This window comes from Nocardioides sp. F233 (assembly GCF_057813895.1).
This window is the reverse complement of sequence record NZ_JBVASH010000001.1, coordinates 923,324-942,889: the sequence shown is the minus strand read 5'-3', so window position 1 is coordinate 942,889 and position 19,566 is coordinate 923,324. Positions and strand designations below refer to the sequence as shown.

The window sequence follows — 19,566 nt, the reverse complement described above, 5'->3', positions numbered from 1 at the left end:
CCACAACTGCGTGCAGGAGGCCCCCGTGCCCAGCTCCCCCGTTCCCGCTCCCGACTCCCGCGGCGTCTCCCGCCGCTCGCTGATGGCCGGTGCCCTCGGCGGCGGCGCCGCCCTGGCGCTGGCCTCCTGGCCCGAGGCCGTGGCCGCGTCCGCGCCGTTCGTGCACGGCGTCGCGTCCGGCGACCCGCTGCCCGGCGGCGTCGTGCTGTGGACCCGGATCACCCCGTCGGTCGAGGCCACGCCCGGCTCCGGCGTCGGCCCCGACGTCGAGGTCACCTGGGAGATCTCCCGCAACGCGGCCTTCACCCAGGTCGTCCAGTCGGGTACGACGACCGCCTCCGCCGCGCAGGACCACACGCTGCACGTCGACGTCAGCGGCCTGGACCCCGCGACGGCGTACTGGTACCGCTTCACCGCCCTCGGCGCGACCTCCCGCACCGGCCGCACCCGCACCGCGCCCGCGCCCGGCTCGTCGTCGGCCGTGCGCTTCGGCGTGGTGTCGTGCGCCAACTACGACTGGGGCTACTTCCAGCCCTACAAGTTCCTCGCCGCCCGCACCGACCTGCACGCGATCCTGCACCTGGGCGACTACGTCTACGAGTACGCACCCGGCGGCGTGCTCGCGGGCTACCCCAAGAACCCGCGCAACGCCGACCCGCTCCACGAGTGCCTCTCGCTCGAGGACTACCGGGTGCGGCACGGCTGCTACAAGCTCGAGCAGAACCTCCAGGACCTGCACGCCGCGCACCCGATGGTCGCGGTCTGGGACGACCACGAGATCGCCAACGACACCTGGCAGGACGGCGCCGAGAACCACGACCCGGCCACCGAGGGCGACTGGGCGACCCGCGCCACGGCCGGGCGCCGCGCGTTTCTCGAGTGGCTGCCGATCCGGCACACCGACCCCGACGACTGGCAGCGGATCAACCGGCGCCTGGCGTTCGGCGACCAGGTCGACCTGTGGATGCTCGACGAGCGCCGCTTCCGCACCCAGCCGCCGAAGAGCATGCTGCTGGGGTACGTCGCCCTCGGCTCCTCCTCGAGCGACCCGGACGCGACGATGATCGGCGACGAGCAGGAGCACTGGCTGGTCCAGGGCCTCGCGGCGAGCACCGCACGCTGGAAGGTCCTCGGCAACCAGGTGCCCTTCTTCCCGCAGAACCTGGGGCCCCAGGTTCCCGGCCAGATCACCGACCTGCTCGGGCCTGCGCTGTCCACGAAGCTCGAGGACCCGCTGCTGCAGCTCTACGTCGAGGACTGGAACGGCTTCCTCGACCAGCGCCAGCGGATCGTCGACGGCATGGCCGGGATCGACGACGTCGTGATCCTCACCGGCGACGTGCACCAGAGCTACGCCTGCGAGATCCCCGCCCGCCCCAACCGCTACCTGCTCGACCGCAAGTCGGTCGCCGTCGAGTACGTGACCCCGGGCGTCGCCTCCCCGTCCCTGCAGACCATGGTCAACCAGGTCGCGCCGGGCGTCGGCAACCTCCTCGACACCGTCCTGTCCACCAACAACGCCCTCGCCAACCCGTGGATCCGCTGGTCCGAGGGCTTCCGCACGGGCTGCATGGTGGTCGACTTCGCCAGCGACCGGGTGCAGACCGACTGGTACCTCGTCGACAAGGGCACCGACCCGAGCAGCCCCGTCCGGTACGTCGCCTCGCGCCAGACCCGGGCCGGATCACGACGGATCACCGCGGCGGCGACGCGGCTGACCTGACGCCTACCCCGGACCAACCAGCGCCGCTCTAGCCTCGGGGCATGAGCGACGTCTCCTCGGCCCGTCAGCACACCCTCGGCGACCTGCCCCGGCGCACGGCGCAGCGCGTCCCCGACAAGGTCGCGGTGATCAACGGGGACACGCGGCTGACCTTCGCCGAGCTGGACGCGTACGTCGAGCGGACGGCCGCCGCGATCGCGGCGGCCGGGCTCGGCAAGGGCGACCGGCTCGCGCTGCTCAGCCACAACTGCTGGCAGTTCGCGGTGCTCGACTTCGCCGCCACACGCGCCGGCGTGGTGCTGGTGCCGATCAACTTCATGCTCGGCGCCGACGAGATCGCGTTCATCCTCGACCACAGCGGCGCCACCGGGTTCGTCGCCGAGGACGCGCTGGTGGCGGTGGCCGATGCCGCGATCGCCGCGGCCGCCGACCCGCAGGTGCGGGAGCGGCGGGTGATCTGCGTTGCCGGCGAGGCGGCTCCCGACGGCTGGGCGGACCTGACGGGCTGGCTGGAGCACGACGGGCCGGCGGTCGTCGTACCCATGGCCGACGACGACCCGGTCCGGATGATGTTCACCTCCGGCACCGAGTCGCGGCCCAAGGGTGCGCTGCTGAGCAGCCGGTCGCTGCTGTGGCAGTACGTCTCGTGCGCGCTGGACGGGTCGATGGGCGCCGACGACGTCGAGCTGCACACGCTGCCGCTCTACCACTGCGCTCAGCTGGACTGCTTCCTCGGCACCGACGTCTACCTCGGCGCGACCAGCATCATCCTGCCCGGCCCGGACCCGGCGACCGTGCTGCGCACCATCGCCGAGCACCGGGTCACCAAGTTCTTCGCGCCGCCGACCGTGTGGATCGGGCTGCTGCGGCACCCCGACTTCGACACGACCGACCTGTCCAGCCTGCGCAAGGGCTACTACGGCGCCTCGCCGATGCCCGTCGAGGTGCTGCGCGAGCTCCAGCAGCGGCTGCCCGACGTCGCGCTGTGGAACTTCTACGGCCAGACCGAGATGGCCCCGCTCGCCACGATCCTCGGCCCCGACGAGCAGCTGCCGTACGCCGGCTCGGCCGGCCGCCCCTCGATCAACGTCGAGACCCGGATCGTCGACGACCACGATGTCCCCGTCCCGGCGGGGACCGTCGGCGAGATCGTGCACCGCAGCCCGCACGCCACGCTCGGCTACTACCGCGATCCTGAGAAGACGGCGGAGGCCTTCCGCGGCGGCTGGTTCCACTCGGGCGACCTCGGCTACCTCGACGACACCGGTCACCTCTACGTCGTCGACCGCAAGAAGGACATGATCAAGACCGGTGGCGAGAACGTCGCGAGCCGCGAGGTCGAGGAGGCGATCTACACCCACCCCGACGTCGCGGAGGTCGCCGTCTTCGGGGTGAGCCACCCGCGCTGGGTGGAGGCGGTCGCGGCGGTCGTCGTACTCCGTGCGGGGGCGGACCTGTCCCCCGACGACGTGCTCGCCCACGCGCGATCGGTGCTCGCCGGCTACAAGGCGCCGAAGTACGTCGTCCTCGCCGACGCCCTGCCCAAGAACCCGAGCGGCAAGATCCTCAAGCGTCAGCTGCGCGACGCGCACGCCGACCTGGCGGCGGGAGAGGGCTGAGGATCGCTCAACGACGGGCAGCGAGCGCCCGGCGGCGGCGCAGCTCGTCGAGCAGCTCACCGCGCGCGCCGGGGAACAGCGAGGCGTGGAGCAGCAGCTCCTCGCCGCGCCCGTGCCGGATGACGATGTCGTGTGACGCCGTCGGATGCCGCCTGATTGCGTCGATGTCGCTCCAGGCCAGGTCGGCGGAGCGCCGCCAGCCGCGGTAGACCAGTCGCGGGCCGAGCTCCAGGGTCGTCCAGGGCAGCCGGCCGACCAGCATCCGCAGCAGGTTCGGTACGGCGCACAACGAGCCGAGCGCCACCACCAGGCGGGCGAGGACGCCGATCGCCGGGGCCGGACCGGGCTCTCCGATCATCGCCGGGATCGACAGCCCCATGACGACGCCGAGAAGCACGGTCAGCACGACGAGTGCGCGCATCGGGACCTCGAACCCGGCGCGGGCCCGCAGCCGGAGCAGGCCGGCCGGCTGCCAACCCGTCGGGCGAGGCTGGACGAACAGCAGGGCAAGCATGGAGCCCCCCAGCACCGCGATCAGCAGGCCCACCGCCGCGGCCGTACGGTCGCGCCCGTCTCCGACCAGCACCAGGGTGCCGAGCATCAGCACCAGGCACACGAGGACCACGACCAGGCTCGCCACCGCGCGCCGTCGCTGCCGGCGCACGTCCTTCACCACGGCGTCACCTTGTCGGCTCTGCACGGAAGCCGCGTTCCCCTCGCGGCGCGCGACCAAACTGCGACGTCCGCACCAAGCGACCAGGTGCGAAGCACCGCTCCGTCCGCTTGGATGGGCCTGTGCTCCTCGACCTGCAGCTGGACGCCCCACCCGACCGGGTGCGCGCCCGCGCGCGTGAGCTCGCGGACGCCGGCGCCGCCGGCCTGTTCACCTTCGAGGGGCCGCACGACGTCTTCCTCCCCCTCGCCGCCGTCGCCGGCCAGGTCGACGCCGACCTGATGACCAACGTCGCGATCGCGATGCCGCGATCGCCGATGCACCTCGCCCACACCGCCTGGGACCTCCAGCTGATGTCAGGAGGCCGGTTCCGGCTCGGCCTGGGCTCGCAGATCCAGCCCCACATCGAGAAGAGGTACGGCGCCCGCTGGTCGCCGCCCGCCGCGCGGATGCGCGAGATCGTCGGCGCCGTGAAGGCGATCCTGCACTCCTGGCAGTCCGGCGAACGACTCGACTTCCGCGGCGAGCACACCACCCACACCCTGATGCCGCCCACCTTCGTCCCCGGCCCGAACCCGTACGGCCCGCCGCCGGTCCTCCTCGGCGCCCTCGGCCCGCTGATGACCCGCACCGCCGCCGAGGTTGCGGACGGCCTGCTGGTCATGCCGTTCCACAGCCACCGCCACGTCCGCGAGCGCACCCTCCCCGCGATCGCCGAGGGCCTCGCGCTCGCCGGCCGGACCGCCGGGGACTTCGCCGTGCACCCCCAGGCCATCGTGGCGATGGGCCGCACCGAGGTCGAGGTGGCTGCTGCGCGGGCGGGCGTGCGGGCGCTGCTCGCCTTCTACGGCTCCACCCCGGCGTACCGCCCCGTCCTCGAGGTCGAGGGCTGGGCCGACCTGCAGCCCGAGCTCAACCACCTCTCCAAGACCGGCGACGTGGCCGCGATGGCCGCACTCGTCGACGACACGATGCTCGACACCCTCGCCGTCGCCGGCACCCCCGAGCAGTGCGCCGCCGAGCTCCACCGTCGCTTCGGCGACATCCCCGGCGTGGAGCGGGTGTGCTGCTACTTCCCCGGCTACGACCCGCCGCTGGAGCAGGTGGCCGCGCTGGCCTCCGCGCTGCGCTGATCACCTGTCACGAACGATCCACCGTTGGCGGATCAGGGTCCGGATATCGCGAGGATCGCGCTGAACGGTGGGCGGTTCGTGACCCTGTGGACGAGCGGGGGCATCGAAGGCGCCAGCGGGCAACGATGACACCGTGGATCCAGCGGCGGCAGTGCGCGAGGCGGGCGGCATCATCGATGCCGCTTCGCTGCGCCGCTGCTGCACGGCTCGGAGGATCCGGCAGGCAGTACTGGAGCGGACGATCATCCGCCTACGACGGGGCCGCTACGGAGTGCCCGGCATCGACGAGGCGGCGAGGCTCTCCGTCGAGCTCGGTGCCACGGTCACCCACCTGAGCGCCGCGCTCGCCTGGGGATTCGAGGTCAAGGAGCCCCCGGAGCGGCCACATCTCACCCTCCCTCGCGGACGAAGGATCACACCGCAGCAGCACCGGCTGGCGAACCTCCACTGGCAGGACCGGCCGCCGCCGGCCGTCATCGACGACCGAGGCGTTCGGGTCAGTCCACCTCTGGAGACCGTGGTCGGCTGCCTGAAGACCGAGCCGTTCGATGCTGCCCTGGCCGTGGCCGACTCGGCGCTGCGCTCCGGGCGGGTACGCCGCGACGAGCTGCTCGCCGCTGTGGCCGCGTCGTCGCGGGTGGGCCGCTCCAACGCGCTTCGGGTGGCACACGCCGCAGACGGTCGTGCAGCCAACCCGTTCGAGTCCTGCCTGCGCGCCATCTGCCTGGGCGTCCGCGGCCTCACGGTTCGACCGCAGGTCAGGATCGGTCCTCACCGCGTGGACCTGGCCGACGTCGAGCTGGGACTGGTGATCGAGGCTGAGTCTCGCCAGTGGCACGCCGGGCCTGCCGAGCACGACGCGGACATCCGCCGCTACACCACGCTGGTGCGCAACGGGTGGATCGTCGTGCGGTTCACCTACAGCGATGTCATGTACGACGCCGCCTACGTCGCCGCCGTGCTCACCGATGCGATCGCGCTGGCGCGCCGCACCAGGGTGGGGCGACGCGCGACGCGACAGATCGCGTAAGCGGCCCGGCTCAGCCGCGGAACGCCGGCTTCTCCTTCGCCAGGAACGCCCGGACGCCCTCGGCGAAGTCCGGCCCGCCGTACACCTCGCGCAGCAGCGGCTCCTCGTCCGCCGGCGCGGTCTCGGCGATCGACGCGCGGCGGCGCAGCTGCTGCTTGGTGACGCGCAGGGTGACGGGCGAGGCCTGGAGGATGCCGTCGACGAGCGCGGCCACCTCGGCATCGAGCGACGCGCGGTCGGCGACCTCGGCGAGGATCGCGCCGGCGGCGTACGCGCGGTCGGCGGCGACCAGCCGGGAGGCGAGCAGCATCTCGCGGGTGAGGGACTCGCCGAAGACCTCGGCGCAGCGGTGGAGGACCGGCGAGGAGAGGGCGTTGCCGAGGGTGCGCGCGATCGGGTACCCGAAGCGGGACGCGGCGGTCGCCACGCGCAGGTCGCAGTTGGTGGCGACGGCGAGGCCGCCGCCGACGCACACGCCGTCGACCGCGGCGATGGTGACCTGCGGGAGCGCGAACAGGCCGTCGAGCATCTCGCGGATCCAGGTCTCGTACTCGGCCGCGTCGGCCTCGAGGAAGTCGGAGATCTCGTTGCCGGCGGCGAACGCCTTGCCGCCCTCACCCCGGAGGACGACGACCCGCACCGACCTGTCCTCGGCCAGCTCGAGCCACAGCTCGCGCATCGCGCCGTACATCGCCGTGGTGAAGGCGTTGCGTCGCTCGGGACGGTTGAAGGTCACCTCGACGACGCCGGGGTGGTCACGGTCGATCAGCAGCTCAGCACTCACGCCCGCGAGGGTACGGCGACCAGCAGCGCGTCCCTCAGCCGCGTCCGGCTGGTGAGGAGCCCGAGCCCGACGCCGAGCGCGTTGACGACGGCGTCGCGCCAGTCCATCATCCGGTCGGTGGTGAGCGTTCCCTGCGCGATCTCGAGCCCGATGCCGAGCAGCACCAGCGCACCGGCCACAGCGAGCAGTGGGCGGCCGGTCCGGAACAGCTGCACCGCGGTCAGCGACAGCAGCCCGTAGACCACGAGGTGCTGCCACTTGTCGCTGGCCGGTACGTCGGGCGCCGGCGGCGGCGAGCCCAGCGACAGCACGACGACCGCGAGCACCAGCAGCAGCCAGAGCCCCAGCCACAGCCACGGCAGGCGCAGTGCCTTCACGCCGATCGCTCGCGTACGACGAACGCGGCCACCACGCCCGCGAGCGCACCGAACAGGTGCCCCTGCCAGGACACGCCGGGAGTGCCGGGCAGCACGCCCCACAGCACGCCGCCGTAGACGACGAGCACGCCCAGCCCGACCACGATCTCGAGCGGCTTGCGGTCCACGAAGCCCTGCACGACCAGGTACGTCAGCCACCCGAAGATCAGCCCGGACGCACCGAGGTGCACCGAGTGGCTGCCCGCGACCAGCCAGACCGCGAGGCCGCCGAGCAACCAGATGATCGCGGTGGCGGCGAGCCCGCGGCCGATGCCGGTGGCGAGGGTGAGGAAGCCGAGGACCAGGGCCGGCACGGTGTTCGCGCTCAGGTGCCCCCACCCGCCGTGCAGCAGCGGCGCCGCGAGGATCCCGAGCAGGCCCTCGCCGGACCGCGGCCGGATCCCCCAGCCGTCGAGCCGGTGCGAGGCGGCGACGTCGACGAGCTCGATCCCCCACAGGAGCGCGACGAACCCGACGGCCCCGATCGCGGCCACCTGCCAGCCGGGCCGGGCTCGGAGGTCGCTCACGCGACGTCCCAGGTCGCGACCCAGTACTGCACACCGAACGGTGCGTCGTCGTAGGTCACCTCGGCCTCGGCCAGCGGCGGCAACCCGGCCAGGCAGGCCGTGTCCGCCCACAGCTCGGTGGCCAGTGCGGCGTCGATCCCGTCGAAGGACAGGCGCAGCGAGGCGTCGAACGCATCCGCCCGCTCGTCGAAGTGGCCGGGCGCCCTCTCGGTGCGCTTGGCCGAGCCGTTGCCGACCACGAGCACGCCGGTCTCGCCGTCCTCGACCACCGCGCCACCGGCAGCGCCCACCAGGGCAGCCGCGACCCGCGAGCCGGAGGGACCGGACGCGACGACCCGCACCCGCGGTCCCAGCGCAGTCACCGCGGCCAGGCAGGCCGCACGCAAGGAACCGACCGGGTCCTCCAGCGATGCGTACGACGGCAGCAGGGCCGGCACGCCCGGCACGAGCGCGATCACTGAATCCCCCGAATGGCTCGCAGCGGCGGCCGTCGCCCGGCGATTGACCACACCATGTCGACGGTCTGCCGGGTCTCGACGACCTGGTGGACCCGGTAGATCCGGGCGCCGGCGAGCGCGCAGACCGAGGTGGCGGCGAGGGTGCCGAGCAGCCGCTCGCCGACCTCGAGGCCGAGGGTCTCGCCGACGAAGTCCTTGTTGGACAAGGAGACGAGCACCGGCCAGCCGGTCGCGACCATCTCCCCCAGCCGGCGGGTGACCTCGAGGGAGTGGAAGGTGTTCTTGCCGAAGTCGTGGGCCGGGTCGATCACGATCGACTCGCGCGCGACGCCGGCCTCCAGCGCCCGCTCGGCGTAGGCGACGGTGTCGGCGATCGCGGAGGCGACCACGTCGTCGTACTCGATCCGGTAGGGGCGGGTCCGCGGCGTCACGCCGCCGGTGTGGGTGCAGATGATCGCGGCGTCGTACTCGGCCGCGACGTCGACCAGCTCGGGGTCCGCGCCGCCCCACGCGTCGTTGAGGACGTCGGCACCGGCCGCGCACACGGCCGCGCCGACCTCGGCGCGCCAGGTGTCGACCGAGATGACCAGGTCCGGGTAGGTCTCACGGACGCGCGCGACGAAGTCGACGACCCGGTCCTTCTCCTCGGCAGCCGAGATCTCGACGCCGGGCGCGGCCTTGATGCCGCCGATGTCGACGATCTCCGCGCCCTGGGCGACCACCTCGGCGACCCGCGCGAACGCGGCGTCCTCGGCCCAGGTGGCGCCCTTGTCGAAGAACGAGTCCGGCGTCCGGTTGACGATCGCCATCATCAGCGCCTCGTCGTCACCGAACGCCTGCCGTCCGAGCTTCATCACAGGTACGCCTCCGCCGCCGGTCGCTCGAGGGTCGGTACGACGCGCTCCACCGGCTCGAGCCCGCGCAGGTACTGTCGCAGCACCGCCTCCCCGTCGGCACCGGCCCCCTCCACGCCGACCCGCTGCAGGGCGGCCGCGAGGATCTGGGTGGCCATGCCGCCGAGGTCGCGCAGTGCCTGGTGCCGGTGCGCGCGTACGCCGAGGTCGACCTGCGCGATGGCCTCGGGGCCGGCCAGGCGGACGGTGTCGACGAGAGCGGCCAGCTCGACGGCGTACCCGGTCGGGACGCTCAGCCCGGCGAACCAGGAGCGTCGTACCGCCCACTCCCCCGCCAGCGGCTGCACCAGACCCCCCAGGGCAGGGAAGAGCAGCGCGATCAGCGGCCTCGCGACGAGCTCGGTGACCCGGCCGCCCTCGAGCGGGCCGTCGGCGCCGGGCCGGTCGTAGAAGCCCTTGACCAGCTGCACCTCGGGGTCGTGCAGCAGCGGGCCGAGCAGGCCGGGCACGAAGTGGGTGTCCCAGTCGTGCAGGTCGGCGTCCATGAACACGACCAGGTCGCCGGTCGTGACGAACAGCGACTTCCACATCGCCTCACCCTTGCCCGGGTGGGTGCCGAGGTCGGGGCGGATCTCGGCGGAGCGGTGCACCCGCGCGCCGGCTGACTCGGCGACGGCGTACGTGTCGTCGACGGAGTCGCTGTCGATCACGACCACCTCGTCGACCAGGGACACGGTGTCCATCAGCGCCGAGCGGACCCGGGACACGACGGCGCCGACGGTGGCCGCCTCGTTGCGGGCGGGTACGACGAGGCTGACGCGCTGGCCGATGGCGGCCTTGCGCCCCAGCAGTCCCTCGAGGGCCCAGTCGTCCCAGTGGCCGGCCCGGATGCCCATGACGGCCAACCTACCCCGCGCATTCGAGGGTCCGATCGCCTCCCCAACCCCTGAACCCGGTGTTAGTGTCGAAGGGTCTCGGGAAATGTGGGTGCTCCCTCCCCCTGGAGTTGGTCATGTCGTTTCGCCGTTTCCGACGCAAGGTGCGCTGCGTGCTCAAGCACGGGCCTCGCGGCTGTCCGCACATCGAGCGGCACACCCGCCGCCCGAGGCGACGCGCGCCCGCGCAGTCGAACGAGGGGCCGGCGCGGATGCCGGCGCCACCGCTCGCCGCACCCCCGCTCGGGAGGCACGCCCGCAACTGATCGTCCTTTCAGGACCCCAGGTAGGCGCGGACTGCTCTGACCACGGCCCGCGCGTAGCGACGACGGCCCGCGTCGCTCTCCATCACCGCCGCATCGCCGGCGTCGCGCATGTTGCCGAGCTCGGCCATCACCACCGGCACCTCCGAGTGGTTCAGCGTCCCGAGGTCGGTGCGGACGTCGATCCCGTCCTCGCCGAGGTACGTCGACGGCGTGAACCCCGCGCCGACGAGGGCGTCGCGCAGCGCGACCGCCAGCTGCTCGGAGGGCGTGACGATGTCGTCGGTCCAGCCGGACCGCTGGCCGGGCCGGATCACGTGGAACCCGTGCGCGCGGCCCCTGCTGGTCGAGCCTGTCGAGACCCCGTCGGCGTGCAGGCTGACCCGCACGTCGGCCGTGGGCCCCGGCTCCCCCGGGTTGCCGATCCGGCCGCGCTCGTCGATGCACGGCCCCCACTCCGCCGCGGAGTTGTCGTCCCGCGTGAGCACCACCCGCGCGCCCAGCGCACGCAGCCGGCGGCGTACCTCCACCGCCACCTGCCAGGTGAACGTCGCCTCCGGGTAGCCGTCGTCGGTCGACGTACCCGTCGTGTTGCAGGCCTTGTCGAAGCCGCCCGCGTCGACCAGCCGGTTGACCTCGGCCGGGAACCGCGCGTTGCCGAGCTGGTGGCCCGGGTCGAGGACGACGACCCGGCCGGCGAGCGGCCGCGGGGCCGGAGCCGGCGGAGTGGTCGGCACGACCGACGCGGTCGGCGAGTCCGGTGCAGATGATCGGGGCGCGGGCTCCGGCGGTCCGCCCGCACACCCCGCCAGGAGAACGGCCAGCGCCAGCCCTCCCGCGAATCGGGCGAAACGGCACTGCGCGGGCATCACCCCACCCTAGTGGCGCGTCTCGGACGTTCTTGAGCGCCCGACGCACCCACAGCACGCACCTCGCTGCGTTGCGGGCGCTTGCGAGACGACCCGGTATGGCTGCGCGCCCGCGCCTTGCGATGCACGCACCGTGAGCACGGCAAACGACCAACAACGTCCGAGACGCGCCACTAGGATCACCGCCATGTGGGTCGGCGTACTGGGCCCGACCGTCGTGTCCGACTCCGGCCGACCCGTCGCGGTGCCGGCAGCGAAGCACCGGGCGCTGCTCGCCGCGCTCGTGCTGGCGGGCGACCACCCGGTCCCGGCCGACGCCCTCGTCACCGCGGTCTGGGGCGCCGACCCGCCACCGAGCGCGCCGGGGACGCTGCAGGCCTACGTCTCGGTGATCCGGCGGCTGCTCGAGCCCGACCTGCCCGCGCGATCACCGTCGTCGTACCTGTCGAGCGGGGCGCACGGCTACCGCCTCCACGCCGAGTCCGACGCGACCGCCTTCGCCACGGCCGTCCGCGCGGCTGAGGCGGTGCTCACCAGCAACGGCGCAGTCCCAGCCGTCGCCGACGGTACGGCGGCAGCCGGGTCCGTCGATGCCCTCACCGAGGCGCTCGGCTGGTGGCGGGGCGAGCCGTACGCCGACCTTCCCGACTCCGACGCCGTCGGCCCCGAGCGGGCCCGGCTGGCGGCGCTGCGCGTCCTGGCCCGCGAGCAGCGCGCGGCGCTCCTGGTCGCGACCGGCCGCGACGCCGAGGCGGTCCCCGAGCTGGAGGCGTTGACGGTCGAGCAGCCGCTGCGCGAGCGGCCGTGGTCCCTGCTCGCGGTCGCACTGGCCCGCACCGGACGGCAGGCCGACGCGCTCGCCGTGCTCGACCGGCTGCGTCGCACCCTCGACGACGAGCTCGGACTCGAGCCCTCGGAGGCGGTGCGCGACGTGCAGACCGCGATCCTGCGCCACGAGCTGCCCGGGGCGACGCCGGTCCCGATCCGGGTCCGGGCCCCCAGCCGGCCCACCCCCGCACCCGCCCGGGTCGTCGTACCGCCCTGGCCGCTGGTCGGCCGCTCCACCCACCTGCAGACCCTCACCGGGCTGTTCGCCGACGCCGCAGCCGGCCACCCCCGCTTCGCCGCGCTGGTCGGTGACGCGGGCGCAGGCAAGACCCGGCTCGGCTCCGAGCTGGCCCTGCGCGCCCAGGACCAGGACGCCCTCGTCCTGGTCGGCCGCTGCTCGCAGGAGGAGGACGCGCCGCCGCTGTGGCCGTGGACCGTCGCCCTCGGTGGGACGCCCGGCGGGACGCCCGATCCGTCCGGGGACCACGACGCCGCCCGGTTCGCGGTCGCCGAGGAGGTACGCTGCACCCTGACCGAGCTGGCCGCGGACCGCCCGGTCCTGCTGGGGTTGGAGGACCTGCACTGGGCCGACCCGTTCTCCCTGCGGGTACTGCGCCACCTGTGCGCCCACGTCGACCCCGGCACCCGGCTGATGGTGGTCGCCACCTGGCGACCGGGCAGCGAGGCTACCCACCCGCAGCTGGCCGAGACGGTCGAGACCCTCGCCCGGCACCAGGCGACCCGGATCGAGCTGACCGGCCTGTCCGCCGACGAGACCGGCACCCTGCTGACGGCACTGACCGGCGCCGACGATCCCGCGCTGGCCGGCGCGGTGCACCGTCGTACCGAGGGCAACCCGTTCTTCCTCGTGGAGTACGGCCGGTTGGCCCGCGACGAGGACCGCGACCTGGCCGCGGTCCTCGACGGCCTGCCACCCACGGTCGCCGCGGTGATCCAGCGCCGGATCGCGCAGCTGCCGGAGCCGACCGCAGCGGCGCTCACCGCCGGGGCCGCGATCGGGCGCGAGTTCGGGCTCGACCTGCTCGCCCCGGCGCTCGGTCACGACGAGCTCGAGGTGCTCGACCTCCTCGAGCCCGCGCTCGACGTCGACCTGCTGCAGGACCTCGGCGCCGACCGGTTCCGGTTCGCGCACGCGCTGGTCCGCGAGTCGGCGTACGACGCCCTGGCCCGCTCACGCCGCGAACGGCTGCACGCCTCGCTGGCCGTGCTGGTCGAGGAGTCGCTGGACGGCGACCAGCGGGCCGCCGAGGCCGCCCGGCACTGGGAGGCCGCCGGGCGCCGGCACGCCCGCCGCGCCCACGAGGCCGCCGCCCGCGCCGGGGACCAGGCGCTCGCCGCCCACGCCGCCGACGAGGCCCGCACCCACTTCGCGACCGCACTCCGGCTGCACGCCGACGACCCCGCGGGCACGCCGCGCGAGCGCTTCGACCTGCTGGTGCGGTACGCCGAGGCGTGCCGCTGGTCGACCCACCGCCTCGAGATGCGGGCTGCCGTCGACGAGGCGGTCGTGATCGCCCACACGCTCGGCGACCCGGAGCTCGTGGTCGCTGCGGTGTCGGTGAGCACCCGGGACGCCCTGTGGCCGGCTCGCGCGTACGACGAGACGAACCCCGACGTCGTCGCCGCGATCCAGGCCGCGCTGGCGCGCATCCCCGACGGCGACAGCCCGATCCGCTGCCGCCTGCTGCTGGCGCTCGCCTCGGAGGCCTACTACACCGAGACCGCCGCCCACGTCCCTCGCTGGTGCGGGGAGGCGGTCGCCATGGCACGCCGGATCGGCGACGACTCCCTGCTCCTGTCGACCCTGGCCAGCGCGACCGGGGTCAACCACCTGCGCAGCACCGCCGCCGAGCGCCGCGACTGGTGCATCGAGGCGCTCGGGCTGGCCGAGCGCGCCGGCGACGTCCGCAGCCGGTTGACGGTCCGGCTGTTGCTGGCGACCTCCCGCTGCGAGCTCGCCGAGCTGGACGGCCTCGAGGAGGAGCTGGCCGCGATCTGCCGGGAGTCCCACGACGAGAAGCTCTCCTTCGTCGAGATGGTCGCCAGCTCGCTCCTGCACTCCTGGGCCGCGATGCACGACGACGACGCCGGCGCCGCCGACGCCTTCGCCCGCCTGGTCGCGTGCACCGAGCTGATGTCGTCGGCGTACAAGTCCGACACTGTCGGCGGCGCCGCGCTCTTCGTGCCGTTCTGGGACGTCGAGGTGCCGATGCCGCCGGCCGAGCAGCTGGTCGCGTACGTCGACGCGGAGGCCCCACCGATCACCCCGGCCGTTGCTGCACTGGCCCTGCGCCACGGCCGCCACGACGAGGCCCGCGCCGTGGTCGACGCGTTCGGGATCGCGATCGAGACCGACAACTGGTTCTCGGAGTTCCTCTGGGCGCTCGGCGCGGAGATCGCCGCCGGCCTGCACCTGCCCGAGCTCGCCGCGACGGCGTACGCCCGGCTGCTGCCCTACCGCGGCACCTGCGTCATGGCCGGGACCTCCACCTTCCACGGTCCCGTCGACGCCTACCTCGCGCTGGCCGCCTCCGCCACCGGCGAGCAGGCGACCGCGACCCGGCATGCCGAGCACGCGATGGCGCAGATCCGGGAGTGGCGGATCCCGCGGGCGGAGCGGTGGTTCGCCCGCGAGCGGGAGCGCCACTCCTTCTAGGTGGCCAGGACCCGGTGGAACGCCCGGTCCTCCAGCCGGCGGAAGCCGCGCCGGCCCAGCCGGAGCACGACCTTCATCGGCAGCCCGGCCTCGGCCAGCACCGCCGCCCGGACGTCGGCCGGCAGCTCCTCGGCGATCCACGGGACGACGTACAGCATGAACCGGACGTCCTCCCGGCCGCGGAAGTGCTCGGCCTCGACTCCCTCCCAGTCGGCCTGGGTCATGTGCCGCTGGAGGATGACCATCGCCCCGGACTCCTCGTGGCGCAGGTGCTCGCCGAGCAGGTCACGGGCGTCCGCGAGCCGCACCGACAGGCCGGCCCGCAGCTCCTCGCGGCTGCGCCCGTCCCCTCCGGCACCAGCGCGGGTCAGCGCCACGAACAGCTCCGCACACCCCTGCAGCAGCGGGTCGATCCGGGCGTGTTCGGCCTCCATCGCCTCCAGCGTGGCCCGCTCCTCCGCCGAGGCCCGCGCCAGCAGCCACGGCCAGATCCCGGCGTCCTCGCCGCTGTGGTGCTCGTGCAGGATCCGCGCGAACCGCTCCCAGCGGGCCTGCAGCGCGGCCCACGCCGGCAGGTCGTCGGTCGGGGTCGCCGGTACGGCGTCCGCGAACCGCCGCAGGTCGCGGCGGAAGCCGTGGTGCATCAGGTACATGACCGTCATGTCGACCGGTCCTCCCGGCGCGGCCGCCTGGCCGGGCAGCAGCAGCTGGTCTGGGTAGGTCGCTTCCATCGGGGTTCCTCCTGCTCGGGTGGTCTGGAGACCCACCGTCACCGAGGACACTTGCGCCGCCCTTGGGCGCGGCTAGTGCGTCAGGCGTACCCGAGCACGTCCTTGCGCTTCTCCCCCCACGCCAGCGCGGAGGAGATCGCCTCGTCGAGCGAGAGCTCGGTGCGCCACCCCAGCAGCTCGAGCGCCTTGTCGGCGTTGGCGTACGCACCGGCCGCATCGCCCGGACGTGCCGGCGCCTCGACGACGGGGACCGGCTTCCCGACCACGCGCTCGACGGCCGCGAGCAGCTCGCGCACGGTCACGCCGTCGCCGGAGCCGAGGTTGATGTAGGTGTACGGCGCCCCGACCGTGTCCAGCACGGCGTCGAACTCCTCGACCGCACGCACGTGAGCGCGCGCCAGGTCCCACACGTGGATGTAGTCGCGGATGCCCGTGCCGTCCCGGGTCGGGTGGTCGGTGCCGGTGAGCGTGAAGCTCTCCCGGTAGCCGAGCGCGGTCTGCGCCATCAGCGGCACCACGTGGGTCGCGTCGCGCAGGTGGTAGCCGGTCGTCAGGTCGGGGTCGGCACCGATCGGGTTGAAGTAGCGCAGGATGATCGCCCGCAGGTCGGTGGCCTTCGCGAGGTCCTCGAGGACCTGCTCCATCATCCGCTTGGTGCGGGCGTACGGCGAGGTCGGGTCGACCGCGTCCTCCTCGGTCACCTCGAACTGCGGGGTGAGCGCGTACAACGAGGCCGTCGAGGAGAACAGGATCCGCGGCTTGCCGAGGGCGGTGAGCTCGTCGAACATCTCCAGCGACTTCGCCACGTTGTCGCGGTAGTACTCGTACGGCAGCTCGACCGACTCGGGTACGACGATCCGCGCCGCCATGTGCACGGTCGCGTCGAGGTCGGGGTGCTCGGCCACGATCCGGCGCAGCAGCGCCCGGTCGGCGACGTCACCCTCGTAGAAGATCCGCTCGCCGACGTACGCCCGTGGGCCGCTGAGCAGGGAGTCGAGGACCACCGGCGTGTGGCCGGCCTGCTCGAGCGCCTTCGCCGTGATCGACCCGAGGTAGCCGGCGCCGCCGGTCACGAGAACCTTCATGCCCCGACCCTACTGAGACCGGGGTGCCCGGGTTCGGGTGATGCGCCGCGCGGTTCGTGACCCGCCAGTAAAGTCCTCGTGTCCGCCGCTCCCCCAGGAGGTCTCCTTGCTCGCGCTCGACTGCGCCACCCAGTCCTACGACTGGGGTTCTGCCGACGCCATCCCGGGCTTCCTGCGCCGCGATGCCGACGGCCGACGGGTCGCCGAGGTGTGGGTCGGCACGCACCCGCTCGGCACGGCCCAGGTGGTCGACGCCTCCGGCGAGAAGCGGCCACTGACCGAGGTCGCCGGCGAGCTGGGCTTCATGCTCAAGGTGCTGGCCGCGGACCGGCCGCTGTCGATCCAGGTGCACCCGGACGCGCCCCGCGCCGCCGCCGGATTCGCTGCCGAGGAGGAGGCCGGGATCGCGATCAGCGCACCCGAGCGGGTCTTCAAGGATCCCCACCCCAAGCCGGAGATGGTCTACGCGCTCTCGACCTTCGACACCCTGGTCGGGCTGCGACGCACCTCGGAGATCATGCGGCTCCTGCACGCACTGGACCACCCGCTCGCCGACGAGCTGATGGCCGGGCTGGTCGAGAACAGCGGCTTCCCGGGCATCGTGCGGCTGGTCGAGGGCCTGCTCGCCGCACCGCCGAGCGCCGAGGTCGTCACCGAGGTCGCGCAGGCCTGCCAGAAGGCGCTCGACGCGGGCCTCGACGTCAAGCGCGCCTTCGAGACCGCCGTCGAGCTCGCCGAGACCAACCCCGGCGACGTGGGCGTGATCGTCTCGCTGCTGATGAACCGGCTCACGCTGCAGGCCGGCGAGGCGGCGTACCTCGCCACGGGGATCATCCACGCGCACCTGCGTGGGATGTGCCTGGAGGTCATGGTGTCGTCCGACAACGTGCTCCGCGCCGGGCTCACGACCAAGCACGTCGACCCGCAGGGCCTGGTCCGTTGCCTGGAGGAGGGCACGTCCCGCGCCGCCCGCGTCGAGCCGATCGTGTTCAACTTCTCCACCGACGTCTTCAGCCCGTGCGGCGACTTCGCGCTGTCGGTCACCCAGAGCTCGCCGGCCGACCCGGCCGGCGTCGTGCTCCCGGCCTCGGGCCAGCGCCTGCTGGTCTGCACCGGCGGCGAGGTGGCCCTGGCCAACCGCCGCGACGAGGTGCTGCGCCTGCGCCGCGGTGACGTGGCGTACGCCGACGCCGGCGACGGCGAGCTGCGGGTCGCCGGGACGGGCGAGATCGCCCAGGCGTTCGTGCCGGCCACGGACGCCCGCGGCCAGCTGTTCGACCTGCTCTGAGCCCGGCGCCCTCGGGCCCCGGGTCAGCCGGTCAACGCCGGCGCAGGCCCGCGAGAGCCGGTCGTACGTCGGCGAGGTAGACCAGCGCCGCGACCAGCAGCGCGAGGTTGACCAGGCTCAACGGCACCGGCACCACCTGGATCAGCAGCCCGATCCCGAGGATCGCGCACCAGGCGGGCTTGGACATCTTGTCGGCCGCGGAGTACGACTCGGCGGAGTACAGGATGGCGCTGACGAAGGCGAAGATCTTGATGGCGAGCAGCGCGAACGAGACGCCGATGAAGATCCACGCCTCGATGTCGGCTCCCGCGCCGAGCCAGGTCGGCAACGGGGGGACGAAGGCATCGCTCATGTCCCCAGCGTAGATGAGGGCCTGAACACGCAGAACGGCCCCGAGGCAGCTGCCTCGGGGCCGTTCGTGCTCAACGGGTTCAGCTGGCCGGGGTGGCCTTCTTGGCCGGAGCCTTCTTGGCGGCGGGAGCCTTCTTGGCCGGCGCCTTCTTGGCCGGAGCGGCCTTCTTCGCGGCCGGGGCCTTCTTGGCGGCGGGAGCCTTCTTCGCGGCGGCCTTCGTGGCCGGGGCGGCCTTGGGGGCATCTCCGGTGCGCAGCTTCACGACGACGCCCTCACCGCGCTTGGCGAGGTCGGCGTACAGAGCGGTGGCGGTGGCGACGTTCTCGTCGTACGCACCCTTGACGCTGCTCTGCACCTTGGCCGGGAGGGCCTTGGCGTCGGCCTGGAAGCCGGCGATGCGGGCCTCGGCCTGGGTGCGGCGCTCGGCGAAGGAGGCGACGGCCTTGCCCTGCAGGCTCTTCGGCTCGGGGAGCTCGAAGCCCTTGACCGTGTTCTGCACCTCGGCCACGCGGGCGGTGACGTCCTTCTGCACGTCGGCGACGTAGGCGATGGCCTTGGCCTGCACGTCGGCGACGTAGGTCTTGACCTCCTCGACGGCCAGGTCGATCACGCCGACGCCGGCGTAGATCGGCTTCGCGGCGACCGCGGGGATCTCGGGGAGGTCGACCTTCTTGAGGTCGATGGTCGGGATCTCGATCTTGGGGAGCTCGAGCTTCGGCATTGCTGGTTTCACCCTTCGTTGGCGACGGCGTCAGAGTCCGTCTCGGTGTTGGTTGGCGCGTCCTCCTGCGCCGCCGCGGCCTCCGTGGAGCCATCCGTGTCGGCCGCATTGAGCGCGAGGAACGATGCGTAGACATCGAGGAGCGACTGCTTCTGTCGCTCGGTGAGACCGGTGTCGCTCACGATCGCGAGCTCCACCGATCCCCCCACGCCGTCATCGGGGCTGAGGATCCCGGCCCTGATGTAGAGCTGCTCGGCGGAGATCCGCAGTGCCTTCGCGATCTGCTGCAGCACCTCGGCAGAAGGCTTGCGGAGCCCCCGCTCGATCTGGCTCAGGTACGGGTTGGAGACACCCGCCTGGTCGGCGAGCTGCCGCAGGGAGAGACGGGACGACACCCGCTGCTCCTTGAGGTAGTCACCGAGTGACCCGACGGTCTTCCCCACCTTGCCCTTGGCCATGGGCACCATGGTGCTAGCAATAGTTAGCAGTTGCAAGCACTCCTGGCGTGAACTCGTTCACAAGCTCTTTGCCTTCAAGGACGGCCGACTGGTCCCACCTTTCACTGTTCAAATCGGATCAACTCACTCGACTCTGTACGAT

General features: G+C 73.0%; 19 protein-coding genes. 6 read left to right on the top strand and 13 right to left on the bottom strand.

What is annotated here, in order from left to right:
* Positions 1-25 precede the first annotated feature (25 nt).
* Both ACZYRU_RS04485 and ACZYRU_RS04480 read left to right on the top strand, forming a co-directional pair.
* Positions 26-1,723, top strand: a complete 1,698-nt coding sequence (locus ACZYRU_RS04485; RefSeq protein WP_488955875.1) for an alkaline phosphatase D family protein — start codon at positions 26-28, stop codon at positions 1,721-1,723.
* 41 nt (positions 1,724-1,764) lie between these two features.
* Positions 1,765-3,342 carry a fatty acyl-CoA synthetase gene (locus ACZYRU_RS04480; protein WP_488955874.1) on the top strand — a complete coding sequence of 526 codons (1,578 nt, stop codon included), beginning with the start codon at positions 1,765-1,767 and terminating at the stop codon, positions 3,340-3,342.
* A gap of 7 nt (positions 3,343-3,349) precedes the next feature.
* Here the strand turns inward: ACZYRU_RS04480 and ACZYRU_RS04475 are convergent, their stop codons facing one another.
* On the bottom strand, positions 3,350-4,018 hold the full coding sequence (locus tag ACZYRU_RS04475) for a hypothetical protein (RefSeq protein ID WP_488955873.1): 669 nt from the start codon (positions 4,016-4,018) through the stop codon (positions 3,350-3,352).
* A 119-nt stretch (positions 4,019-4,137) separates the two neighbouring features.
* On the opposite strand from ACZYRU_RS04475, the gene ACZYRU_RS04470 reads away from it, so the two are divergent.
* Positions 4,138-5,148, top strand: coding sequence for a TIGR03617 family F420-dependent LLM class oxidoreductase (locus ACZYRU_RS04470; RefSeq protein ID WP_488955872.1), 1,011 nt, complete (start codon positions 4,138-4,140; stop codon positions 5,146-5,148).
* 133 nt (positions 5,149-5,281) lie between these two features.
* Complete coding sequence (locus tag ACZYRU_RS04465; RefSeq protein WP_488955871.1) at positions 5,282-6,178, top strand: DUF559 domain-containing protein; 897 nt, start codon at positions 5,282-5,284, stop codon at positions 6,176-6,178.
* A gap of 10 nt (positions 6,179-6,188) precedes the next feature.
* Here ACZYRU_RS04465 and ACZYRU_RS04460 read toward each other — a convergent pair whose 3' ends face one another.
* The 7 genes from ACZYRU_RS04460 to ACZYRU_RS04430 all read right to left on the bottom strand — a co-directional run bounded on the left by ACZYRU_RS04460 (position 6,189) and on the right by ACZYRU_RS04430 (position 11,152).
* Positions 6,189-6,962: an enoyl-CoA hydratase-related protein gene (locus ACZYRU_RS04460; protein WP_488955870.1), complete on the bottom strand. Its 774-nt coding sequence runs from the start codon at positions 6,960-6,962 to the stop codon at positions 6,189-6,191.
* Positions 6,959-7,339, bottom strand: coding sequence for a VanZ family protein (locus tag ACZYRU_RS04455; RefSeq protein WP_488955869.1), 381 nt, complete (start codon positions 7,337-7,339; stop codon positions 6,959-6,961). Before ACZYRU_RS04455 ends, ACZYRU_RS04460 begins: the two co-directional genes overlap by 4 nt.
* Complete coding sequence (locus ACZYRU_RS04450; protein WP_488955868.1) at positions 7,336-7,905, bottom strand: rhomboid family intramembrane serine protease; 570 nt, start codon at positions 7,903-7,905, stop codon at positions 7,336-7,338. The genes ACZYRU_RS04455 and ACZYRU_RS04450 overlap by 4 nt, the downstream gene beginning before the upstream one ends.
* Positions 7,902-8,363 carry a hypothetical protein gene (locus tag ACZYRU_RS04445; RefSeq protein ID WP_488955867.1) on the bottom strand — a complete coding sequence of 154 codons (462 nt, stop codon included), beginning with the start codon at positions 8,361-8,363 and terminating at the stop codon, positions 7,902-7,904. The genes ACZYRU_RS04450 and ACZYRU_RS04445 overlap by 4 nt, the downstream gene beginning before the upstream one ends.
* Entirely contained in the window at positions 8,360-9,217 is an 858-nt protein-coding gene (gene folP / locus ACZYRU_RS04440; RefSeq protein WP_488955866.1) for a dihydropteroate synthase, read from the bottom strand. The genes ACZYRU_RS04445 and folP overlap by 4 nt, the downstream gene beginning before the upstream one ends.
* Positions 9,217-10,113, bottom strand: a complete 897-nt coding sequence (locus ACZYRU_RS04435) for a glucosyl-3-phosphoglycerate synthase (protein WP_488955865.1) — start codon at positions 10,111-10,113, stop codon at positions 9,217-9,219. The genes folP and ACZYRU_RS04435 overlap by 1 nt, the downstream gene beginning before the upstream one ends.
* Positions 10,114-10,426: 313 nt before the next feature.
* The gene (locus tag ACZYRU_RS04430; protein ID WP_488955864.1) at positions 10,427-11,152 is read right to left on the bottom strand and encodes an N-acetylmuramoyl-L-alanine amidase family protein; all 726 of its coding nucleotides are present in this window, start codon (positions 11,150-11,152) and stop codon (positions 10,427-10,429) included.
* Positions 11,153-11,471: 319 nt separating this feature from the next.
* Between ACZYRU_RS04430 and ACZYRU_RS04425 the strand changes: the two genes are divergently transcribed.
* On the top strand, positions 11,472-14,789 hold the full coding sequence (locus ACZYRU_RS04425; protein ID WP_488955863.1) for an ATP-binding protein: 3,318 nt from the start codon (positions 11,472-11,474) through the stop codon (positions 14,787-14,789).
* On the opposite strand, the gene ACZYRU_RS04420 is transcribed toward ACZYRU_RS04425, so the two are convergent.
* Positions 14,786-15,520 (bottom strand): hemerythrin domain-containing protein, encoded by a 735-nt coding sequence (locus tag ACZYRU_RS04420; RefSeq protein ID WP_488955862.1) that lies wholly within the window; start codon positions 15,518-15,520, stop codon positions 14,786-14,788. The genes ACZYRU_RS04425 and ACZYRU_RS04420 overlap by 4 nt on opposite strands.
* 80 nt (positions 15,521-15,600) lie before the next feature.
* Positions 15,601-16,605, bottom strand: coding sequence for a UDP-glucose 4-epimerase GalE (gene galE, locus ACZYRU_RS04415; protein ID WP_488955861.1), 1,005 nt, complete (start codon positions 16,603-16,605; stop codon positions 15,601-15,603).
* Positions 16,606-16,711: 106 nt separating this feature from the next.
* Here galE and manA point away from each other — a divergent pair, with 106 nt between their 5' ends.
* Positions 16,712-17,893 (top strand): mannose-6-phosphate isomerase, class I, encoded by a 1,182-nt coding sequence (gene manA, locus ACZYRU_RS04410; RefSeq protein WP_488955860.1) that lies wholly within the window; start codon positions 16,712-16,714, stop codon positions 17,891-17,893.
* A 31-nt stretch (positions 17,894-17,924) separates the two neighbouring features.
* Here the strand turns inward: manA and ACZYRU_RS04405 are convergent, their stop codons facing one another.
* The 3 genes from ACZYRU_RS04405 to ACZYRU_RS04395 all read right to left on the bottom strand — a co-directional run bounded on the left by ACZYRU_RS04405 (position 17,925) and on the right by ACZYRU_RS04395 (position 19,424).
* Complete coding sequence (locus ACZYRU_RS04405) at positions 17,925-18,245, bottom strand: DUF2516 family protein (protein WP_488955859.1); 321 nt, start codon at positions 18,243-18,245, stop codon at positions 17,925-17,927.
* Between the two features lie 79 nt (positions 18,246-18,324).
* Positions 18,325-18,966 (bottom strand): hypothetical protein, encoded by a 642-nt coding sequence (locus ACZYRU_RS04400; protein ID WP_488955858.1) that lies wholly within the window; start codon positions 18,964-18,966, stop codon positions 18,325-18,327.
* Positions 18,967-18,974: 8 nt separating this feature from the next.
* On the bottom strand, positions 18,975-19,424 hold the full coding sequence (locus ACZYRU_RS04395; protein ID WP_488955857.1) for a helix-turn-helix domain-containing protein: 450 nt from the start codon (positions 19,422-19,424) through the stop codon (positions 18,975-18,977).
* Positions 19,425-19,566 lie beyond the last annotated feature (142 nt).